This window comes from Claveliimonas monacensis (assembly GCF_014982975.1).
Classification (GTDB): Bacteria; Bacillota; Clostridia; order Lachnospirales; family Lachnospiraceae; genus Claveliimonas; species Claveliimonas monacensis.
In genome coordinates this window covers 37,080-57,113 of sequence record NZ_JADCKL010000008.1, presented here as the reverse complement: position 1 = coordinate 57,113, position 20,034 = coordinate 37,080, and the positions used below count along the sequence as shown (strand labels likewise).

Below are 20,034 nucleotides of genomic sequence, written 5' to 3'. Positions count from 1 at the left end.
GCACTGCATTTTCCAGGCTGCCTTTTCAGCCTTATCCTCTGTAGTAATTGATGAGGCATCCTTTCAGGATGATCTCTCTTTCTGTATCTGTCAGGTCGCCCATAGTGAACTCCAGCTCTTTCAAGCTGTCTCCCACCAGGTATGCCTTGATCACATCTGCCTTTTCCTCCACAGCCTTGCGGATGTCCGGAACGAAGATGTAGTCGCCGTTCTTAAAGCTCAGGTTCTGATGATCCTCTTTTGTAAGAAGCGGAAGCATACCCCAGTTGATAAGGTTGGAGCGGTATCTCTTTGTAGCGTACTCGATAGCGATATTGGCCCAGCCGCCCAGCACCTTCTGGCAGGACGCAGCCTGCTCTCTTGCGGATCCGTCTCCCGGCTTCACAGCGAAGATAGTGCTGCCCACGCCGATATTTCCCTTGCCCACTTCCGGGTATGTCTCCTGGATCTTTGCCATGACAGGCTTTAACTCCTCCAGGGCATCCAGCGGACACTCGCCCGCCTCAATGGCTTTCTGGGCTTTCTGCACTTCTTTTGCCCGGCCTACATAGGCAGGATCTTTTCTTGAGAGGGCAAATTCTGCAAGTCCCAGCGGGTTGGAGCGGTAGGATGACGTCTCGCCGGAGGGGATCAGCTCATCTGTCGTGGTAACCGGATCATGGATCTCGGACACCACCTTCAGGATCAGATTCTCCGGAAGGGCAGACATCTCAGGCCAGTCCTTGATGTTGGGGCCGAACTTGATCTCCACAGAAGGATCTGCCACACCGTGGCTGTCAAACACGCGATTTGCATAAATCTTCTGATCAAAGTGATATTTGGGGCCTTTGTATTCCACATCCATGGCCGTAGCCGGTGTGAGGAAACCTTTGTTTGCCGCTGTGGCAGCGATGGAACGGGCGTCCATAAGAGCCACGGAAGCGATCTGTCCGCTCTGCAGCTTGGATCCCTCCCTGTTGGGGAAGTTCCTTGTGGAGTGGCGGATGGAGAAGGCATTGTTGGCCGGTGTGTCTCCCGCGCCAAAGCAGGGACCGCAGAAAGCTGTCTTCACAATGGTTCCCGCCTCCATAAGGTCTGCCACCGCACCGTTCTTTACAAGTTCCATGTAGATAGGCGTACTTGCCGGGTATACACTGAATGTAAACTCGTCGGCGCCGATATATTTTCCGCGGATGATATCAGCCGCGGCGCAGATATTTTCAAACCCGCCACCGGCGCATCCGGCGATGATGCCCTGGTCCACGTAGAGTTTTCCGTCCACGATCTTGTTCTGGAGGGAGTAGTCCACCACGCCGTCCAGGCTGACAAGAGCTTTCTGCTCTACATCGTGGAGCACATCCTTTAAGTTGGCGTTGACCTCGTCAATCGTATATACATTAGAAGGATGGAAAGGCATGGCGATCATGGGACGGATCTCGCTCAGGTTCACGTACACCATGCCGTCATAGTAGGCCACTGCACCTGGATTCAGTTCCTTGTAGTCCTCCGGACGGCCGTGGATCTCAAAGAACTCGCGGATGGTCTCGTCAGTCTTCCAGATGGAGGACAGACAGGTGGTCTCTGTGGTCATAACGTCAATGCCAATACGGAAATCTGCGCTCAGCTTGTCCACGCCGGGGCCCACGAACTCCATGACTTTGTTGTTCACATAGCCATTTGCAAATGTAGCGCCAATGATCGCCAGAGCCACATCCTGGGGGCCTACGCCCTTGATGGGCTCTCCGTCCAGGTAAATGCCAATGACGCCGGGCATCTTAATGTCGTAGGTCTTGCCAAGAAGCTGTTTTACAAGCTCTGGTCCGCCCTCGCCCATGGCCATAGTTCCCAGAGCGCCATATCTGGTGTGGCTGTCAGATCCAAGGATCATTCTGCCGCCGCCGGCCAGCATCTCCCGGGCAAACTGATGGATGACTGCCTGGTGAGGAGGTACATACACACCGCCGTACTTCTTTGCGCATGTGAGGCCGAACATATGGTCATCCTCGTTGATGGTTCCGCCCACTGCACAAAGGGAGTTGTGGCAGTTGGTCAGTACATAGGGAACCGGGAATTTCTCCAGGCCCGATGCTCTGGCTGTCTGGATAATTCCCACGAATGTGATGTCGTGGGAGGTCAGTTTATCGAATTTGATCTGAAGGCGTTCCATATTTCCGGAGGTATTATGGTCCTTCAGTATGTTGTATGCCATGGTCTGCGTTGCTGCTTCTTCCTGGGTCACGGCCTGTCCGGTCTTCTGCTGCACTGCGGCCGCATCTTCCATGATCTCTGTGCCGTTCACAAGATAAACGCCTTTGTCGTAGAGCTTTATCATCTTTCCAAATTCCTCCTGTTTTTCATTTTTATTCGTCAGTTTATTTTATCCCGGTTCCCGGGAAAAGTCAATTTAATCCCAGCCAATTTGATACGAGCGCCGGACACGGAAATCCTGCGCCTCATCCATTGACATTTTCACAAAAACAGGGTAAAATATAGACTCGTGCAGCCGGGGCGGTAGCGGTGCCTTGTACCTGCAGTCCGCTATAGCAGGGGTGATATTGCGCGGAGGGCGACAGCTGGCAGAGCTGCCCTTGGTAAGTGACGTTGATATCCGGGTCTCACGCGACGGAAATCCGTGAACCGTGTCAGGTCGGGAACGAAGCAGCACTAAGCGGAACCTTCCGGGTGCCGTGAGGGTGCCTGGGTTGAGTAAACTGCCAAGGTAACGTCTGTTGGCCTGGTTCGAAGCGCAATGCACGTAAAAGATAATTCTGACATGATATAAATACAAAAAAGAACAGTGTCTCATCCTGTCCGGATCAGGCACTGTTCTTTTTTGCTTTTTTCTTTTTTTCCCGCAATTCCCGGAAAAACTGCTTCATCAGTGAACTGCACTCCTCCTCCAGTACCCCGGCCGTGATCTGGGCCTGGTGGTTAAACCTGTCCATCTGGAGCAGGTTCAAGATGGAGCCGGCGCAGCCCGCCTTGGGGTTCATGCAGCCGATCACCACCCGGTCCATCCGGGACTGGACAATGGCTCCGGCGCACATCTGGCAGGGTTCCAGTGTCACATACATAGTACACCCCTCCAGTCTCCAGTCCCCCATCTTCCGGCTGGCCTTTCGTATGGCTGTGATCTCCGCATGGGCCAGAGGATTCTTGTCCGTATTCCTCCTGTTGTACCCCCTGCTGATGATCTTTCCCTCATACACGATCACACATCCTATGGGCGTCTCCTCCAGCGCATACGCCTTTTTCGCCTGTTTAATTGCCTCTTTCATATATTTTTCATCTACATTTTGCACATTTACACACCACTTTATCAAAAATTGTACACCAGTTTTTTTATTCCGGACGTAACCCTTTTAAAAAGGGTTACGTCCGGAATTGAAATTGTTTCAATTGTGTCAACGTCTCACAGGGCGGCACCAGTATCCGAAATCTTCTTCCCTGTTTGTCTCTTCTTCTGTCAGCTCCACGTCCTCCTCATCCGCCCGGATGAATCTGGGGAAACCGAAGGCTTCCGCCGCCTGGGCCTCGCGGGGATGATAAATGCCGGGGACTCCCAGCCAGCACTGATCCTCCTCCAGTATGAGCAGGAGATGATGGTAGCTGTAATAGCCGTGAAGGAGGAAGCTGTTGTTTGCCAGCCGCCATTCGCACCGCTTCAGCTGGGCGATATCTCTGCGCTGGATCTTGATGCAGCGCAACTGCCCCTGCTCTCCTGATGCAGGCTCTTCCTCCCTCTCTTCCCGGGAGGGCGGCTGCCGGATCTCCTGCATTTCCTCTTCCTCAGGTTCAGGTGTTTCTTCTGTCACTGGCGCTGGCATTTCCGCTTTCTCGCCGGAACAGGACCCACCAGGTTCATTTTCTCCCGCCCCGTCCATCTCTTTATCGTTATCCTGCTCCTCTCTTTCTTCCCTGGCTTTCTGAGCTGCCAGCTGTGCCAGATCCGGCTCAGGCTCGCCTTTCCAGACCTGCATCTTCTCCACATCCACAGGCATGTCATCCCAGACTGCCGCAAATCTCCTGCGTCCTGCATTCTCCAGTATGACCCCTTCGATCAGCGGGTAATCCGAGGCACGCCCTGTATCCTCCGGCGTAAAAGTCAGGCGGTAATTGACAGCTGGATTCACGTGCTCGATAGCTCCCTGCCAAAAGCCAATGCACTGCCCTCCTTTTACATAGAAGATATAAACCTTCAGCTTTTTGTCTTCTGCAAGATGCAGTCCTTTTCCGTGAATGTGCACCACTGTGGACGAGTCAGCCTGCTCTACCTTCACAAAACCCACGTTACGGACGCGTTTCCCATCCTGATATTCATACAAATAGCGAATAAACCGTTTCAAACCTCCACTTCCATTCTTTGTCTGGTTATCACAATCTATTCGCCTATACGCCGGAAAATGCCTGTTCTGACCTCATCCGGATCATTTTGTCCACCCTGCTTTTCGGCTGTGCGCAGCGCCTCCCGAAAAAGGGCTGACTAGAGGATCGCCTTCAGCTCCTGGTAGAGTCTCTTGGCATAGCTGTCCGTCATACCGCAGATAAAATCCGTGACAAGGAGAAGACGCAGATACAGCTTTTCTGACTCGCCCTTTCCTCTTGCATGATAGTGGTAGGCGTCCTTATAGTTGCTGGAAATAAAATAAACCAGCCGTCTGTCGATGGAATTCAGCGCACTGTCATCCTCATCGTAGTGGATGACTGCCCGCACAAAACTGTCCATAAGGAAATCCAGTATCCCCGCCTCCACAAGCTCCATGAGATAGATCTGCCTGGTAGAAAACACTCTTCTCATCGCAACGTCTCCCAGCAGCTCCATCAGCTCCTCCGCAAATGTGCCGCAGAACAGATCTGCGGGATACTTTCCCTGCATGATGGCCTCATAATTGGATGTAAATCCAAAAGTCGCACAGGAAATGAGAAATCCCTGCACACGGACGATCCAGTTCTTTACCGCGTATTCTTCCGGATGATCCACCTGCTTTTCCACACCGCGGCGGTACAGCTCTTCCAGCTTCCCTGCCGGATCAAAGACAATTTTATTATTGTTTTTGATATTTTTCAGTTTCTTTAATTCTTCCATCAGTACATGGTAGGAAATAAATCCTTTAACGAACGCATCCTCTATATCCGCTGTCTTGTAGGCTATGTCATCTGCTGCCTCCAGAATAAACGTCAGCGGATGCCGGCATCCGTTTGTTCCCGTCTCTTTCTCAATCCTGCGGAACATCTCCTCGTCTGCCAGATAGTACCCCATCTTTTTTCTCTTGATATCTCCGCAGGCCTCATCGATCTCAAGTGAGGAGACCGGATACTTTACAATGGTGTTCAGCAGCGCATAGGTCAGATTCATGCCATTTTCATCCACAAGAAAATGCAGTTTTGTCACCAGGCGGAGAGCCTGAGCATTTCCCTCAAAATGATAAAAATCCTGCTTCATCTGCTCTGTCAGCACCTCATCCACCGGCCTGCCCCTGTAGGTGAGCAAGGGCAGGTTTCTCTCAAACCATTCCCGGATAGCCACCTCACCAAAATGCCCAAAAGGGGGATTGCCAATATCATGGATCAGGCCTGCACACTGGAGAATGCTACAGATGTCCTCTTTCATCTGCGGCGTAAAGGAGGGATCCTTCTTATATGTAAGAATATTTTCCGCAATATTCTGCCCCAGAGACTTGGCCAGAGAGGACACCTCCAGGGAATGGGTCAGCCGGGTTCTGATAAAATCGCTTTTGTCCAGCGGAAACACCTGGGTCTTGTCCTGCAGTCTTCTAAAAGACGCGCTTCCGATGATCCTGTGATAATCTTTTTCAAATTCGCTGCGCAAATCTGCAGACCCGGAGTGCCTCTGACTGCTGCCCCGGCTTCTCTTTGGAGATAAAAGCTGCTCCCAGTTCACGCTCATCTTCCTTTCTTTAATCGAGATAGATCGGCGGCTCGTAATCATTTCCAAGCAGCGCCTTCTTCCTCTCCTGATATCCAAGGAACGCCCATTCTGTCATGTCGGTCCACTGGTGGCTGCTCCTGTCATAGACCTGTACGTACCCGATCCTCTTGGGATGCATACGCACTGTGTTGGACTCGTACTCATGCCCTGTGTATGGATTGACCTCTCCCTTTTCCAGGTCTTCTTCCTCATCTGCAGCTTCGGCCCGCATCAGTATGTCTTCTGCAGTCTCCTGTGGATGCACTGCCTCCTTTGCTGCGGTCTCCTCTACTTTTTCTGACGGCGCTTCCTGCGGCTCTTCCTCATCCTGACGATCAGAAACAGGGGTTGCATCTTCCGTTTGCATCTCTTTTGCATCTTTCTTCGTGCGTCTCTGGAAGAAATCCCGCCAACTTCCTTTCGTTTTTCTGGCCGGGCGCTCCTGCGGCTCTTCTTTTGCCGCTGACACAGGCTGTGCTTTCTCTGCATCCGGCAGATCATCCGGCTGCACCGCATCTGTCTGCTCCTGCATGTTCTCTTCCTCGGCTGCATCTGCCTGCTCTATATCTGACTCTGCTGCGTATGCCTGCGCTGTGTCTTGTGCACTCTCTTCCTGTACTGTCTCTTCTGTCCACCCGGCCTCCGGATCGGATTCTCCACCTTTCTGATAGAAGACATTCTCTGCCACATCCGGCTGCACTTCTTCCTCCTGCGCCTCGTAGGACTCTGCATCTGCTGGCTGCAGCTCTTCCTCCTGCACCGCCGGCTCTGCCGCTTCCTCCGGAAGAGTCACAGCCTTCCGGTTCTTCTCCTCCAGCAACTCGTCCAGCCCTCTGTTGAGATCCACCAGCTCGCCAATGGTCATCTCTCTCTCTGTAGAGTGCTGACGTTTCTTTCCTTTCTTCTTTTCAAGGCGCAGCAATTCTGCCTCCGTGACACGGACATTCTCCTCATCCGCGCTCTCCGGCTGCTTTGCGTCTCCAAGTATATTCAGTTGAAATGGACAGTCAAGTATCTCCGCTATCATACGCATATCCTGCTCCTGGAAATTATCTCTTCCCAGGCGCTGGGTAAGATTCTGCCGGGACATCTTTTTCCCTGTCCGCTCTTCTATCATTTCTGCGAGTTCTTTGATCGTCATGCCTTTACGGCTTAAGATAATTTTGACCTGTTCTCCGAATGTAAGATCTAACATGATATTCCTCCTTATTCAATTAAATTATACTCACCCTGCATATCTTATGAATTCAAATCAGTAAAGTTTTTTGTTTCTTCATAAACCTATGCTTTTCCCTTTTCTTATTTTAGCAAAACATATAGAGTACGTCAATCCGGGTTTTACTCCATCCTCTCCCCATGGATTTCCCCGAACGCTCCGTCCGTGCTGCACACTGCTATCCTGGCATCGACCCCTGCCACCAGGTATTCCCTGTAATAGAATTCTTCTGGATACAGGTCCGGCTTTTTCAGGAGAAAGGGTACATCTTTTTCGTCAAACCCGATCTCAAAGCTCCTCGTGTCCAGCCCCATCCCCTTGCGCACCGCCTTCATAAAACTCTCCTTCAGCACCCACAGGCGATAAAAAGCCTCTGCCTCCGCTCCACCGGACGGCTGCCTTTCAATATAAGCAGTCTCGGAAGGCAGAAAGAAGCGCCTGGCCACTCTCATGCGTGTCTCCTTTATGGTCTCAATGTCGCAACCCACTTTTGCCTCTTTCTCTGTAGAAATGCTACACAGCACATAGCTGCCCGAATGGGACAGGTTAAAAACCTGGTCCGGCTCCGCCCCGTATTGTTCCCGCATTTTCTCCAACAGCATCCAGGCTCCTACGCTCTGCGCCCGGTCCTGAGGAAACCGGAGCTGATCCGCCTTCTGTTTCCGGAAATCGGGCACCCTTTCATAATATTTCCTGTATGTCTCCTCTTCTCTGAGAGCTGAGATCTCAGCTATCCATGTGTGAACCATTTAATTTCCTCTTTCTCTCTTTCCAGTCCGGCATAAATTTGGTCATGCAGCTCTTGAACTGCTGGTTATGGCTTGGCTCAATAAGATGACACAGTTCATGCACGATCACATACTCCAGGCATTCTTCTGGATAGAAAATGAGCCTGGTATTCAGCCGGATACGCCCTGTGTTCACTGTGCAGCTGCCCCATCTGGTCTTCATATCCCGCAAGGTCCATCCGGTCGCATGAACTCCCATGATCTTCTCCCACTTCCCGGCATATTCCAGAACTTTATTCCTCATTTTTTCTATCTGTTCTCTATCCACCGGCGGATATTCCCGATTCCCGGATGTCCTCTCCAGATGTCTGCGCATCCATCCTTCCTTTTCATACAGGAACCGTTCCACCCGCTCCCGGGGCGTCCGAAACGGAACCGTCACAAGCGCCTCGTCCTGCTCGGGCCGCACATACAGGTTGATATTCTTTATTCTTCTGTATTCCATGCGAACCCTGATCCCATGGATGTCAAATACTGCACCTTTCATTTTCTTCTCCCAGCCATTTTCCTGCAAGTCTCTTTACCACTCTCCACTGTGTAAACAGCGCAGAACTTTACACATATACTAGCACATATCACGGAGCTGCTCCATATGAAAATTAAAAAGGACTCCCTTACGTGCTAGCACGACGTGAGTCGACCAGATCTACCCCGCCATGCTCGATCGCCACAATGCTACGCATCGCGGCGATCCCGGGCGTTCGCCCTATGGAAGCATACGAAAAAGGACTCCCTTACGTGCTAGCACGACGTGAGTCCTTTTTCATATACTTCCGCATGGCTCATTGCCATCAGATATTCCAGTTTTTATCTTTGGAGGTTTTTAGGCGGGTCATGGCGCGGGCCAGGGAGGCCTGAGACAGGTAATATTCCTGGATACTCTGCTTATGGCGCAGGCGTTCCTGGGCTCTCTGGCGGGCCTCCTCGGCGCGCTTGACGTCGATCTCCTCGGGACGCTCCGCAGAATTCACAAGGACGGAGACACGGTTGTTGATGATCTCCGCAAATCCCTGGGACACAGCAGCTGTGATCCACTCTCCCTCGGGCGTCTTCAGATGAAGCTCTCCGTTCTCCACTGCCACGACCATGTTTTCGTGGTGGGCCAAAACACTGAACTGCCCATCCTCAATGGGAAGGATCAGATTCTGGCACTTTCCCTCGTAAAAAACCTTATCGCTGGATATGACCTTTAAAAAAAATGTATTCATCTAATCTCACTCCTTCTGCCGGACAAAAGGCACAGCGCCTGCTGTACTTAGGCCTGCTCAGCCTTGGCCTTCTCGATGACTTCGTCAATAGTTCCGACATTAAAGAATGCATTTTCGGGATACTCGTCCATCTCGCCGTCGATAATGGCCTTGAAGCCCCGGATGGTCTCTTTAAGAGGCACGTATTTTCCTGGTATTCCGGTAAATGTCTCTGCCACGGAGAAAGGCTGGGACAGGAAACGCTGGATCTTTCTGGCCCGACTAACTGTCATCTTATCTTCCTCTGACAGCTCCTCCATACCGAGGATGGCGATGATGTCCTGCAGCTCTTTGTACTTCTGCAGAATCTCCTGTACTTTTCTGGCTACCTGGTAGTGCTCCTGGCCGACTACGTCCGCCTCCAGGATACGGGAGGTGGACTCCAGCGGATCTACTGCCGGGTAAATACCCTGCTCCACGATCTTTCTTGAAAGCACGGTGGTGGCGTCCAGATGGGAGAATGTGGTAGCCGGGGCCGGGTCAGTCAGGTCATCGGCAGGCACGTACACAGCCTGCACAGATGTGACCGATCCGTTCTTAGTTGAAGCGATACGCTCCTGCAGGGCGCCCATCTCATTTGCCAGAGTGGGCTGGTAGCCTACGGCTGAAGGCATACGCCCAAGGAGGGCAGATACCTCCGATCCGGCCTGCACGAAACGGAAAATGTTGTCAATAAACAGAAGCACGTTCTGATGCTCTTCGTCACGAAAATACTCAGCCATGGTAAGCCCTGTCTCCGCCACGCGCATACGGGCTCCGGGGGGTTCATTCATCTGTCCGAACACAAGGGCTGTCTTGTTCAGAACTCCCGACTCACTCATCTCTGTCCAGAGATCGTTTCCCTCACGGGAACGCTCGCCCACGCCTGTAAAAATAGAATATCCGCCGTGCTCTGTGGCAATGTTGTGGATCAGCTCCTGGATCAGGACCGTTTTACCCACACCGGCTCCTCCGAAGAGGCCGATCTTGCCGCCCTTCGCATAGGGAGTCAGAAGGTCGATAACCTTGATGCCTGTCTCCAGAACTTCCACAGCAGGACTCTGGTCCTCAAAGCTGGGGGCTTTTCTGTGGATCACCCAGTGCTCTGCGTCTTCCGGTATCTTCTCTTTATCATCGATTGTCTCGCCCAGCACGTTGAAAAGCCTTCCAAGCGTCTGCTTTCCTACCGGGACCTTGATGCCCTCTCCGGTGGCTGTCACCTCCATCCCTTTATAGAGGCCGTCGCTGGAGGCAAGCATGATGCAGCGCGCAACATTGTTTCCAACATGCTGTGCCACTTCCATGACGCAGCGTTTTCCGCCGTTGTCCACTTCCAGTGCATCCTTGATAAACGGAAGATCTTCCCTGCTATCGAACTCAACGTCTACAACAGGTCCCATGACCTGTACAATTCTTCCTTTTGTCATAGTGTTTTATCTCACTTCCTTTTCTGTGCGTTGGCACCGCCGATCACCTCAGTCAGCTCCTGGGTGATGTCCGCCTGCCTTACACGGTTATAGGTTATATTTAATTCATTCAGCATATCCGTGGCGCTGTCTGTGGCGTTCTGCATAGCCTGCATACGGGAATTCTGCTCGCTGCAGTAAGACTCCACAAGACAGCCGTAAATAATACCGATCAAGTAGTTGGGGACAATGCTGTCCATAACTTTATGGGCCGAAGGGTACAGCGTAACTGCCTCTCTGTACACGCCGGCCATAGCCGCCATCTTGTCAGAGGCAAAGTTGATCCTCTGCAGGGGAAGAAGCTTGATCTTCTGGGTTTCAGCCTGGAGGGCATTGATCATCCTGGTATAAATGATATAGACATCATCCACCTCTCCCGCCTCGAAGAGTTCCACCATTTTTGCAGCGATCACTCTGGCCCGGTAAAGGTTGGGATCCTGCACCGTATACTTAAACTCAGAGTCCAGCTCATCTTCTCTTTTTGAAAAATAGTGCCTTCCCACTTCACCCAGGACGAACATCTTGTGTTTCCCGGGCTGGCGGATCAGCTCCTCAGCCATCTTCAGCACGTTGTGGTTGTATGCACCCGCAAGTCCCTTATCAGCCGTGATGACAATACACCCTATCTTCCTGTCTTCCGCCGGGATCCGTTCCCTGCGGTCAAAGAAATGGCTGTGCATATCCGGCACATGGCGCAGGATCCTGGTGATCTCCGCCTGCATGGCGTAGAAAAAGGGCTCTGTGTCCGCCAGTTTTTTCTTTGCCTGCTTCATCTTGGAGGAGGAGATCAGATACATGGCGTTTGTGATCTTCTTTGTCTCCTGGATGCTGGCCATCCTTTCTTTCAATTCTCTTGCATTTGCCATATTAACACCTGCTTACCTTTTCTCTTTAAATTCCTTTGCGGCATTTAAGATCTGTTCTGTCAGCTCATCATCCAGGATCTTCTTCTCCTCGATGGCCTGGCAGATCTCAGGATGACTGTCCTCAAAAAATGCAAGCATATCTATCTGGAACTGTTTTACTTTGTCCGTCTCTACATCTAACATAAGTTTGTGCGTGGCCACGCACAGTGTGATGACCTGCTCGTGAAGGCTCAGCGGATTTCCCAGCGGCTGCTTCAGAAGTTCTGTCAGGCAGCTTCCATATTTCAGCTGGGTCTTTGTAATGTCGTCCAGATCTGAGCTGAACTGAGTAAAGGACTCAAGCTCTCTCGCCTGGGCCAGGTCAATACGCACGCTTCCTGACGCCTTCTTCATTGCCTTTGTCTGAGCAGCGCCGCCCACACGGGACACAGAAAGTCCCACATTGACAGCCGGGCGCATTCCAGCGTTGAAAAGGTCGCTTTCCAGGAAGATCTGCCCGTCTGTGATAGAGATCACATTTGTCGGAATGTAGGCAGAAACATCCCCCGCCTGGGTCTCAATGATAGGCAGAGCCGTGATGGAGCCGCCTCCTGCCTCGTCACTTAAACGGCTGCTTCTCTCCAGCAGTCTTGAGTGGAGATAGAATACATCTCCGGGGTAAGCCTCTCGTCCCGGTGAGCGTCCAAGCAGAAGGGAAATCGCCCGGTAGGCCACCGCATGCTTGGACAGATCATCGTACACGATCAGCACATCTTTCCCCTGATACATAAAGTACTCTGCCAGCGCAGTTGCCGCATAAGGCACGATATACTGCAGAGGCGCGCACTCGCTGGCCGTGGAACAGAATATAGTCGTATAATCCATGGCACCGTGGGAGCGCAGAGAATTAACAAGCTGAGCCACTGTGGACGCTTTCTGTCCGATGGCCACGTAAATGCAGATCACATCTTTTCCTTTCTGGTTGATGATGGTGTCTGTGGCAATGGAAGTCTTTCCTGTCTGCCTGTCGCCGATGATCAGCTCGCGCTGTCCCCGGCCGATGGGGAACATGGAGTCAATGGAGAGTATCCCGGTCTCCAGCGGTACGCTGACAGACTTTCTCTCCACAATTCCGGGCGCCTCCTCTTCCACCGGGCGGTATCCCTCCGCCTCGATCTCGCCTTTTCCGTCAATGGGGGAACCCAGGGCATCCACAACCCTTCCAATATAGCCTTCTCCCACGGGAATACCGGCTTTTCTTCCTGTGCGGGCCACCTTTGTCCCCTCTTTTATATCGGAATCGTCTCCGAACAGGATACAGCTGACTTCATTTGTCTTGATATCCTGCACCATACCTTTCAGCCCTGTCTCCAGGGTGACGATCTCGCCGTACATGGCGTGATCTATTCCGTATACGGAGGCAATTCCGTCTCCAACAGAGACAACATATCCTACTTCCTGGTCTCTGCTGATCACATCATAATTTTCTATCTCTTCTTTAATAATAGAGATAATCTCATCTGAGTTGATCGAACTCAAGTTTTTCACCTCCAGGTCAATTTTTGTTCTAATCGTTTCAGCCGTCCCTGCATGCTGTAATCATACTCCCGGCCATTCACATGGAGAAGAAATCCGCCGATCAGCGACGGGCGCTCTTCCATCTCCCAGCTCACGCCCTTTGCATGAAATTCCCTGCACACAAACTGTTCCATACCTTTTTTCTGTTCTTCTGTCGGAGGAACCACATAAGCCAGGTGGGCGGTCACAATGCCGGCCATCTCGTTTTTATACTGGCGGTATGCACGGAAGATCTCCTGCATGATGCCAGCCTTTCCGTAGTCTGTTGTCACTTTTAGAAAGGTGCTGATCTTCTTGTCAAAGATCCGGTCGATCACCTTATGTTTTTCCTCTTTTGTCACGATGGGACTCTCCAGAACGGAAATAAGCTCAGAAGAGTCTGCAAAGATTTCCTCCGCTTCCCCAATCACTTCCTCCGGCAGCTCCATGTCATACAGCACCTTTGCGTAGCGGATGGCTGCCATAGAACAGTACGCGCCGCTATTTGCCTTTGCTGTCTTCATGGGAATCACCTGCTTCTCTCAGAAATTGGTCGTAAACTGCCTGGCTGTCCTTCTCGCCGCAGCTGTCCATCACGATCTTTCTGGCAGCATCCACGGCAAGCCCTGCGACCTCTGTCTTCATCTGTCGGAGTGTCTGTTCTCTTTCCAGGTCAATGGTTTCTCTGGCTGTCTGCATGATCTTTCCCGCCTCGGCATCCGCGTCTTTCAGAATACGGTCGTACTCCTTCTTCGCATCTGCCCTGGCCTGCTCTATCATGCGCCGGGATTCATCCTTTGCTCCGCTTAAGGCATCCTCATACTGACTTTTAAGCTCCATTGCCTTGGCCTGCTGGTCGTTGGCATTCTGGATACCGTCAGCGATCATGGCCCTGCGCTTTTCCATAATATTCATGACCGGTCCGATGAGAAATTTGCGCAGCAGCAGATAAAGAATGACCAGGTTGATCATTTCCAGGACAAAATTAAAGTCTAAACTCAGCACTTCCTAGTACCTGCCTTTCCTGTAATCAGCTTTGCTTATCTGCATACATTTTCTACTGCAGGAAGAAGATAATAAGAAGACCGATAATAAAGCCGTAAATAGCGGTTGCCTCTGCAAGCGCACATCCGAGGATCAGGGTCTTGCTGATCTTGCTCTCTGCCTCAGGCTGTCTTGCGATAGCCTCTGCTGCCTTTCCTGTTGCAATACCGATACCAACACCTGCTCCAATACCTGTAAGTACAGCAATAGCTGCTCCGATTGCAATAATTGTTCCTGACATAATTTTCAATCTCCTTTTCTTTACTCTTTTCTTGATTATTCCATTTCTTCATTCATGAAAAGCGCAGTCAGAAATACAAAGACATACGCCTGTAAAAGTCCGTCGAATATATCAAAATAGAAACTCAACGGAATAGGTACTAATAATGGAACCACTGCTTTGACCAGTTCCATTACCACAAATCCCCCCAGCATATTGCCGAAGAGACGCATGCACAGCGACAGAGGCCGGATAAAAATCTCCATCACCATGATCGGCGCCACAAAGGGAACCGGTTTGGCGAAGTGCCCTGCCCAGTGCTTCAGACCATTCCTGTGTATGCCTGAATACTCGATCAGAAGCATACTCATAATGGCCAGCGCCGCCGTCACATTCAGATCCTTTGTCGGTGGTTTAAAGCCTGTCAGCCCGATCAGGTTTGAAACTGCAAGGTAGAGGGCCACAGTGATCAGATAAGGGACATAGCGCCTGTTTTCTTTTCCAATGATGCCTTCAAAGAAATCCTGCGCCCATCCGATCGCTGACTCCAGTACAAGTTGGACTTTTCCCGGATTCTCCACTCTTAAGTTTCTGACAAAGATGACAGACAGTACCGTCAGAACCGCCATGATAATCCACGTCACAACAATGGACTCATTTACGGCGATACCGCCGAAAACGGGAATCTCGAAAACCGGCGTACAGTTCAGCTCTTCCATCAGTTTTTCTGTTAATTCTCCCGTACTATCCCCTTCCTTCTCTTATTTTTTCCTGTGAATATTACTGCTAACAAATACATTTGTCAATAAATTTTGCGCCCGGTTCACGCGCCGGAGCTTCGCCTGTTTTTTATGGATTTTTTCTGCTTTTTTCTTTCTTCTCCTCCGCAAAATTATGTGTTTTTTGCAAGGAAATCCGTCCCATCCCCAGCTGCAGTTTTTTCAAGATTATTTTTTACCAATTTATCACTTTTTTAGATTTTCATTTTCGTCATTTCGACAGATTTTTTCTCCGCCGCAGTTTTTTAAAATATACAATACCTCCATCTTCCCCCGTAAATCGCGGTGGTATTTCCCCGTTTTTTACAAACCCGGTCCTTCCCCTTGCAGTTTTCTCTTCTTTGACAGACAGGCTGTGCCAGCTCCCAAAAGCCGGCACAGCCTGTCTCCTTTTGTTCTGTATCTTATCTGCCCTCTGTCTCCAGGGCTCCTACTCGTCATAGTTTTCCAGCAGCGCCAGAGGCTCCCTTTTTAGATTCCGCCGCATGAAACCACCGGTGATCGCCGATGCCAGCACAAAGACAGCTGCCGCAGCCGCCGCGCCTCCCGCAGCAGGCTGGCTCTTCTTCGTCATCTCCTGAGCCTCGGCACCTGCCTCCTCCTCTGTCTCCAGGGCGCCGCTGCTGAACATGATATCATGGAAGCTGCCCGCCTCTGTCTGTCCAGCGGCCGCCTCCGTAAGAAGGGCTCCCGCGCAGCCGCCTGCCAGCACGCCTGCGGCAGTAAGGAGCAGCATTCCTGACAAAAGCGAGACGGCGCAGCCCTTCTTTGTAAGGCCAAGGCTCCTCTCGATCGCCGTGCGCCTCTCCTGCCGGGAGATATAGAGGTGCCCAAAGAGGGCCAGCACCAGGACCGTCATAAGACTCCCCCCTGCAAGCAGGACACCCGACGTGATCCGCCGGTTCTCAATCCCCTCCTCCAGGTCTGTGTACCCGTCGTCGTAGAAGCGGATTTCAAGCTGATCCAGCCCCAGGGTCCGGAATTTCTCCATGTAGGAGCGGATGCTGCCATTGGGAATCTGGAAGGTCGTATTGCTGGCGCTCATAGGGGCCGCGCTCACGATGTGGTCGGACCAATCCCCCTCCACAGAGCGCTCCGGCACGATCACCTCATTGAACCCCAGAGCGTCCCTGGCCCCGTCCTGGCGTATCTTCTGGGTGTAGATCCCCACGATCTTGTAAGTGTCCTCGTCAAACGCATCATAGAGCTCCCCCTGGGCATTTATGAGTCTGCCCGGCGGCGCACCCCCACCCCCGGAGGGCAGGTAGCTCTGGGCCGGTGAGGTGTAGGCTGCGTAAATGAGAGGCAGCCGTAACTCATCTCCCACCTCCAGGCCGTTCATCCTGGCAAACAGATCTGACACCAGGCACACATCCTCCCCCGATGCAAATTCCTCCTCTGTGATCTCCCTTCCTTTTTGCACAGAGGCATTGTCCGTGTAAAATCCCAACAGAAGATCCAGGCTGCTGACCGGCTGAACAGGGATCGTGTTGACAGCTATGTAGTTCTCATCCAGAATGTTCAGCCACTGCTGTCCCCGCTCTGTCTCGTAGAACCCCTCCGTCACCTCGTCCACAGACAGCTCCTCAAAGCTGCCCTCCACCTTCTCTCCCTCCGGCGTGTACTGGTCGCAGGTGATGTGGGAGATCTGATACTCCCCTGCCAAGTCCGCGTCGTTGTCTGTCCCGTGGCGGTCCGGGCTGCTGTATATGCACATGATGTACCGTTTGCCCGCCTCCAGCACGGGAGGATCCGGGTTGTAGTGGTCGCACACCCACAGGTCTCCCAGGAACAGATTCTCATTTCCCTCCAAAAGCCTTGCCACCTTCACCTTGATGGGCGCTGCCACTCCTGTCTCATAGGGCACTGCCTCCACCGTGATCTGCTGGTTGGTGGACTCCAGGTAATAGTCTGTATCATAGTCCGGCTGCACATTGTAGAGGACGCTGTCCTCCATATAGGCGCCAAAGAACACTTTCCTTTCCGGCTTTATGATGTAGTCCGCCCCCTCAAAGTCCAGTTCTTCTGTACTTACCCATCTCCCGTAATCCTGCTGCGCCCTGTAAGTGTAGTCTTTCTCCCGAGCATCCCAGACCGCCTCGTAGCTGGATGTCTCCCTGCGCTGCTCCACAGTGCCGATTGTTGTGAACCCCTGCTCCAGCTCCCGGATGCTCTCCCGGTTGATGTTCCACAGATTGATCCCCACTGCCAGCATAGCCGTGGCTGCCAGAATAAGGAAAAAGAAGACCGCCGTCCGCAAAGGGGTCCTGCGCATCTGCCGCAGACTGTTCCTAACGATCATATCTCATCATCCTTCCATCCTTCATCCTGTAGATCACATCCGCTTTCCGGGCCAGCTCCAGGCTGTGGGTCACCAGCACCACTGTGTAGCCCTTCTCATGGGCACACTCCAAAAGGAGTCCTGCTATGATCTCCTCATTCTCCGTGTCCAGATTGCCTGTGGGCTCATCCGCCAGGAGGATGTCCCCCTCCGCCGCCAGGGCCCGGGCGATGGCCACCCTCTGCTGCTCGCCGCCGCTCATCATCTTCGGGTACTGGCGCAGGATCTTCTCCGGGAGCCCGGCCTGGGCGATGCAGTCCATGGCCCGCCTCCTCGCCTCCCTGCCCGGGACGCCTTTGAGCTCCAGGGGATACATCACATTCTCCAGGGCTGTCAGGAGGGGAAAGAGATGGAAGGACTGGTAGACAACAGATGCCTTGTCCCGCCGGTAGGCGTCCCGGTCCATGGACGCCAGGTCCTCCCCATCTATGTAGATCGTCCCCTCGGACGGGAGGTCCAGGCCTGCCAGCAAAGACAAGAGCGTGCTCTTGCCGCTTCCCGACTCCCCGATCACCGCATACAGCTTCCCCTCATCAAAAGAGCAGGACACCTGTCGCAGCGCGTCTATCTTCTGATATTTGCTGATGTAAGAGTAGCTTACATCCTCCACTTTGATCCTCTCCATCTCTCTACTCCTTTCCCATAAGTGCGGCAATCACACTGAACCGCCCTGCCACGGCAAGGCTGACACAGGCCCCCGCACTGTAGCACAAAAGAAACGCACCTGCCACCCGGAAAAAAGCACCCGGGCTTCCCGTTCCCGCCGCCAGGCAGACCAGGGCGCCGCAGGCACACCCGGCAGCCGCCATCAGCACATGCTCCGAAAATATCTGGAGGAACACCCTCCTCCTGCCGGTTCCCAGAGCCCGCATGACAGCCAGCTCCATCCGCCGGTCCTGCATCACCAGACAGGAGACAATGTAGCCTGTCACCATCATAAGCGCCAGTACCAGCGGGTAGAAGGCCATCAAAAATCGTATATTTTTCTCAATACTCCTGGCCGCCTCCACATAGGCCCTGTCGTCCACCACAAGGGCATTGCCCTTATATATGCCCGTGGCGCCAAAACCCGCCGTGACCTCCATGAACCCGGCCTCATCCATCTCCTTTTTGAAAGCGTTGAGTTTCCCTGCATCTTTTATCTCAAAGCGCATCCTGGATGGCATGTATTCCACGCCCCCATCATCAAACCACTGTCTGGCTTCACTGAGCGGACACAGCACATCCTCCGCAGCCAGGTCGGCGTACCCGGCGATCTCGAGCTTAACAGTGCAGAGGGGTACCGTGAGCAGCACCACCGCCATCTCATCTTCCTGGTAGCCGGAAATCTCTGCCGTCACCTGATCCCCCAGTTCCAGCCCCCGCTTTTCCATAAAAGTCTTGTCCATAACGCACCAGGTACCATCCAGACTCTCCCCCTCATCCTCCCAGGTCACATCTCCCGGCTCCAGCTCCCCCGCGGCCAGGCAGTTGATGCCCGCCGCCTGCGCCGGAACTTCCTCCTGCTCCCCCAATAACACTGCGTTCAGATCCACTTTCTCCTCCATCTCTCCCAGATAGGGGCTCTCCCGCAGGGCATCCGCATACTTCCCTGCGATCCGGAGTCCGGAGTTCATGGATCCATTGTAGTTCCACACTTCGCCGCTCACTGTGTAAATCTCATCCAGCTCTGCAAGCTGCTGCCTGCTGCCGTCGATGTTGTCCTGGTAGAGCATGCCGAAACATACAGCCGCCATGCACACCAGCACCTGCAGGGCGCTCCTTTTCTTCTGCCTCCTGATATTGCGCAGGACAATATGCACTGCCTGGAGGAACCGCACGCGGCCGGTGCGCTTTTCCCGAGTGCATCTGCGGCACACGATCAAAGCCCGCCGCTTTGTTTCTTCCTCCTTCCCCCTCTCCCGGGGCCGCAGCCGCAGGCAGGCGGCCCGATACATCTGCCCGTCTGCCAGGAAAAGGGCCTCCTCCCTGCCGTGCACCTTCTGCAGCTCCATGCCATGAGTCTGTCCATACTCCCAGACACTGCGCAGGATTTCTTCCTTTGTCTTTATATTTGCGTCAACATAGAAACTAAATTCTTTCTTGTCTTCCCACTCAGCCGCCTTCTTATAGTCATCCCGGAACCTGGCAAACATGCCTCCCTGGCGCTCCATGGCCTCCATCTGCTCCAGGCAGGCATCCACATCAAGGTCCTTCTCTCCCATCCGCCTGATCTTCTCGCACATGTCCGCCGCCGCTTTCAGCTGCTTTTGATGTTCTAACAGCCTCTCTCTCTGCCTGACCACTGCCTCCTCAAGACTCTCCTCGCCATGCAGGACACTCCGTATCACATCCAGCTGCATGCCCAGCATGCGCAGCATCTTGACACGCTTCAGGATCTCCACATCCTCCCGGGAGTAGATCCTGTAGCCGTTCCCCTCATCCCTCTTCGGGGACAGGAGCCCCTCTTTTTCATAGTAGCGGATGTTCTGCCGTGATATCCCTGTCATCTGTTCTACCTGCTGGGTATTCACGCTCCCACCTCCTCTTGCTTTCCATCTTAGCATAAAGTGTGCAGCGGTCATACAGTCAAGAAAAATCTTTCCTGATCTTTATTTTCCTGTTCCAGTTAAGAGGTTTTTAATATTTTTTCTTCTTTCTTCAT

18 protein-coding genes and 1 other RNA gene are annotated in these 20,034 nt (G+C 52.7%); 1 reads left to right on the top strand and 18 read right to left on the bottom strand.

Going from position 1 to position 20,034, the window contains the following annotated elements:
• Window positions 1–31: 31 nt before the first annotated feature.
• Complete coding sequence (locus INF30_RS10345) at window positions 32–2,311, bottom strand: hydratase (RefSeq protein WP_226395132.1); 2,280 nt, start codon at window positions 2,309–2,311, stop codon at window positions 32–34.
• Between the two features lie 163 nt (window positions 2,312–2,474).
• Between INF30_RS10345 and ffs the strand changes: the two genes are divergently transcribed.
• An RNA gene (gene ffs / locus INF30_RS10340) (signal recognition particle sRNA large type) lies at window positions 2,475–2,736 on the top strand.
• A gap of 59 nt (window positions 2,737–2,795) precedes the next feature.
• Here ffs and tadA read toward each other — a convergent pair.
• From tadA to INF30_RS10255, 17 genes are all read right to left on the bottom strand, one after another.
• Entirely contained in the window at window positions 2,796–3,281 is a 486-nt protein-coding gene (tadA, locus tag INF30_RS10335; protein ID WP_207649018.1) for a tRNA adenosine(34) deaminase TadA, read from the bottom strand.
• Window positions 3,282–3,383: 102 nt separating this feature from the next.
• Window positions 3,384–4,325, bottom strand: a complete 942-nt coding sequence (locus INF30_RS10330) for a hypothetical protein (RefSeq protein ID WP_226395131.1) — start codon at window positions 4,323–4,325, stop codon at window positions 3,384–3,386.
• Window positions 4,326–4,462: 137 nt separating this feature from the next.
• A complete protein-coding gene (locus tag INF30_RS10325) occupies window positions 4,463–5,881 on the bottom strand; it encodes a deoxyguanosinetriphosphate triphosphohydrolase (protein WP_226395153.1) in 1,419 nt (472 codons plus the stop codon).
• A 16-nt stretch (window positions 5,882–5,897) separates the two neighbouring features.
• Entirely contained in the window at window positions 5,898–7,103 is a 1,206-nt protein-coding gene (locus tag INF30_RS10320; protein ID WP_226395130.1) for a helix-turn-helix domain-containing protein, read from the bottom strand.
• Window positions 7,104–7,246: 143 nt separating this feature from the next.
• Window positions 7,247–7,873 carry a 4'-phosphopantetheinyl transferase family protein gene (locus INF30_RS10315; protein ID WP_226395129.1) on the bottom strand — a complete coding sequence of 209 codons (627 nt, stop codon included), beginning with the start codon at window positions 7,871–7,873 and terminating at the stop codon, window positions 7,247–7,249.
• On the bottom strand, window positions 7,851–8,399 hold the full coding sequence (locus INF30_RS10310) for a M48 family metallopeptidase (RefSeq protein WP_226395128.1): 549 nt from the start codon (window positions 8,397–8,399) through the stop codon (window positions 7,851–7,853). Before INF30_RS10310 ends, INF30_RS10315 begins: the two co-directional genes overlap by 23 nt.
• A 304-nt stretch (window positions 8,400–8,703) precedes the next feature.
• Window positions 8,704–9,120 carry an ATP synthase F1 subunit epsilon gene (gene atpC / locus INF30_RS10305; protein WP_076779683.1) on the bottom strand — a complete coding sequence of 139 codons (417 nt, stop codon included), beginning with the start codon at window positions 9,118–9,120 and terminating at the stop codon, window positions 8,704–8,706.
• A 47-nt stretch (window positions 9,121–9,167) separates the two neighbouring features.
• Window positions 9,168–10,565, bottom strand: coding sequence for a F0F1 ATP synthase subunit beta (gene atpD, locus INF30_RS10300; RefSeq protein ID WP_076779685.1), 1,398 nt, complete (start codon window positions 10,563–10,565; stop codon window positions 9,168–9,170).
• 11 nt (window positions 10,566–10,576) lie between these two features.
• Window positions 10,577–11,470 carry an ATP synthase F1 subunit gamma gene (gene atpG / locus INF30_RS10295; RefSeq protein WP_226395127.1) on the bottom strand — a complete coding sequence of 298 codons (894 nt, stop codon included), beginning with the start codon at window positions 11,468–11,470 and terminating at the stop codon, window positions 10,577–10,579.
• A 12-nt stretch (window positions 11,471–11,482) separates the two neighbouring features.
• A complete protein-coding gene (gene atpA, locus INF30_RS10290) occupies window positions 11,483–12,988 on the bottom strand; it encodes a F0F1 ATP synthase subunit alpha (protein ID WP_226395126.1) in 1,506 nt (501 codons plus the stop codon).
• A gap of 5 nt (window positions 12,989–12,993) precedes the next feature.
• On the bottom strand, window positions 12,994–13,530 hold the full coding sequence (gene atpH, locus INF30_RS10285; RefSeq protein ID WP_226395125.1) for an ATP synthase F1 subunit delta: 537 nt from the start codon (window positions 13,528–13,530) through the stop codon (window positions 12,994–12,996).
• Window positions 13,508–14,011, bottom strand: a complete 504-nt coding sequence (atpF, locus tag INF30_RS10280) for a F0F1 ATP synthase subunit B (RefSeq protein ID WP_076779693.1) — start codon at window positions 14,009–14,011, stop codon at window positions 13,508–13,510. The genes atpH and atpF overlap by 23 nt, the downstream gene beginning before the upstream one ends.
• 52 nt (window positions 14,012–14,063) lie before the next feature.
• Window positions 14,064–14,291 carry an ATP synthase F0 subunit C gene (atpE, locus tag INF30_RS10275; protein WP_226395124.1) on the bottom strand — a complete coding sequence of 76 codons (228 nt, stop codon included), beginning with the start codon at window positions 14,289–14,291 and terminating at the stop codon, window positions 14,064–14,066.
• Between the two features lie 35 nt (window positions 14,292–14,326).
• Entirely contained in the window at window positions 14,327–14,989 is a 663-nt protein-coding gene (locus INF30_RS10270) for a F0F1 ATP synthase subunit A (RefSeq protein ID WP_226395123.1), read from the bottom strand.
• 490 nt (window positions 14,990–15,479) lie between these two features.
• Window positions 15,480–17,351, bottom strand: a complete 1,872-nt coding sequence (locus INF30_RS10265; protein ID WP_226395122.1) for an ABC transporter permease family protein — start codon at window positions 17,349–17,351, stop codon at window positions 15,480–15,482.
• Entirely contained in the window at window positions 17,341–18,015 is a 675-nt protein-coding gene (locus INF30_RS10260; RefSeq protein WP_226395121.1) for an ABC transporter ATP-binding protein, read from the bottom strand. The genes INF30_RS10265 and INF30_RS10260 overlap by 11 nt, the downstream gene beginning before the upstream one ends.
• 4 nt (window positions 18,016–18,019) lie before the next feature.
• Window positions 18,020–19,903, bottom strand: coding sequence for a MerR family transcriptional regulator (locus INF30_RS10255; protein ID WP_226395120.1), 1,884 nt, complete (start codon window positions 19,901–19,903; stop codon window positions 18,020–18,022).
• Window positions 19,904–20,034: the final 131 nt, after the last annotated feature.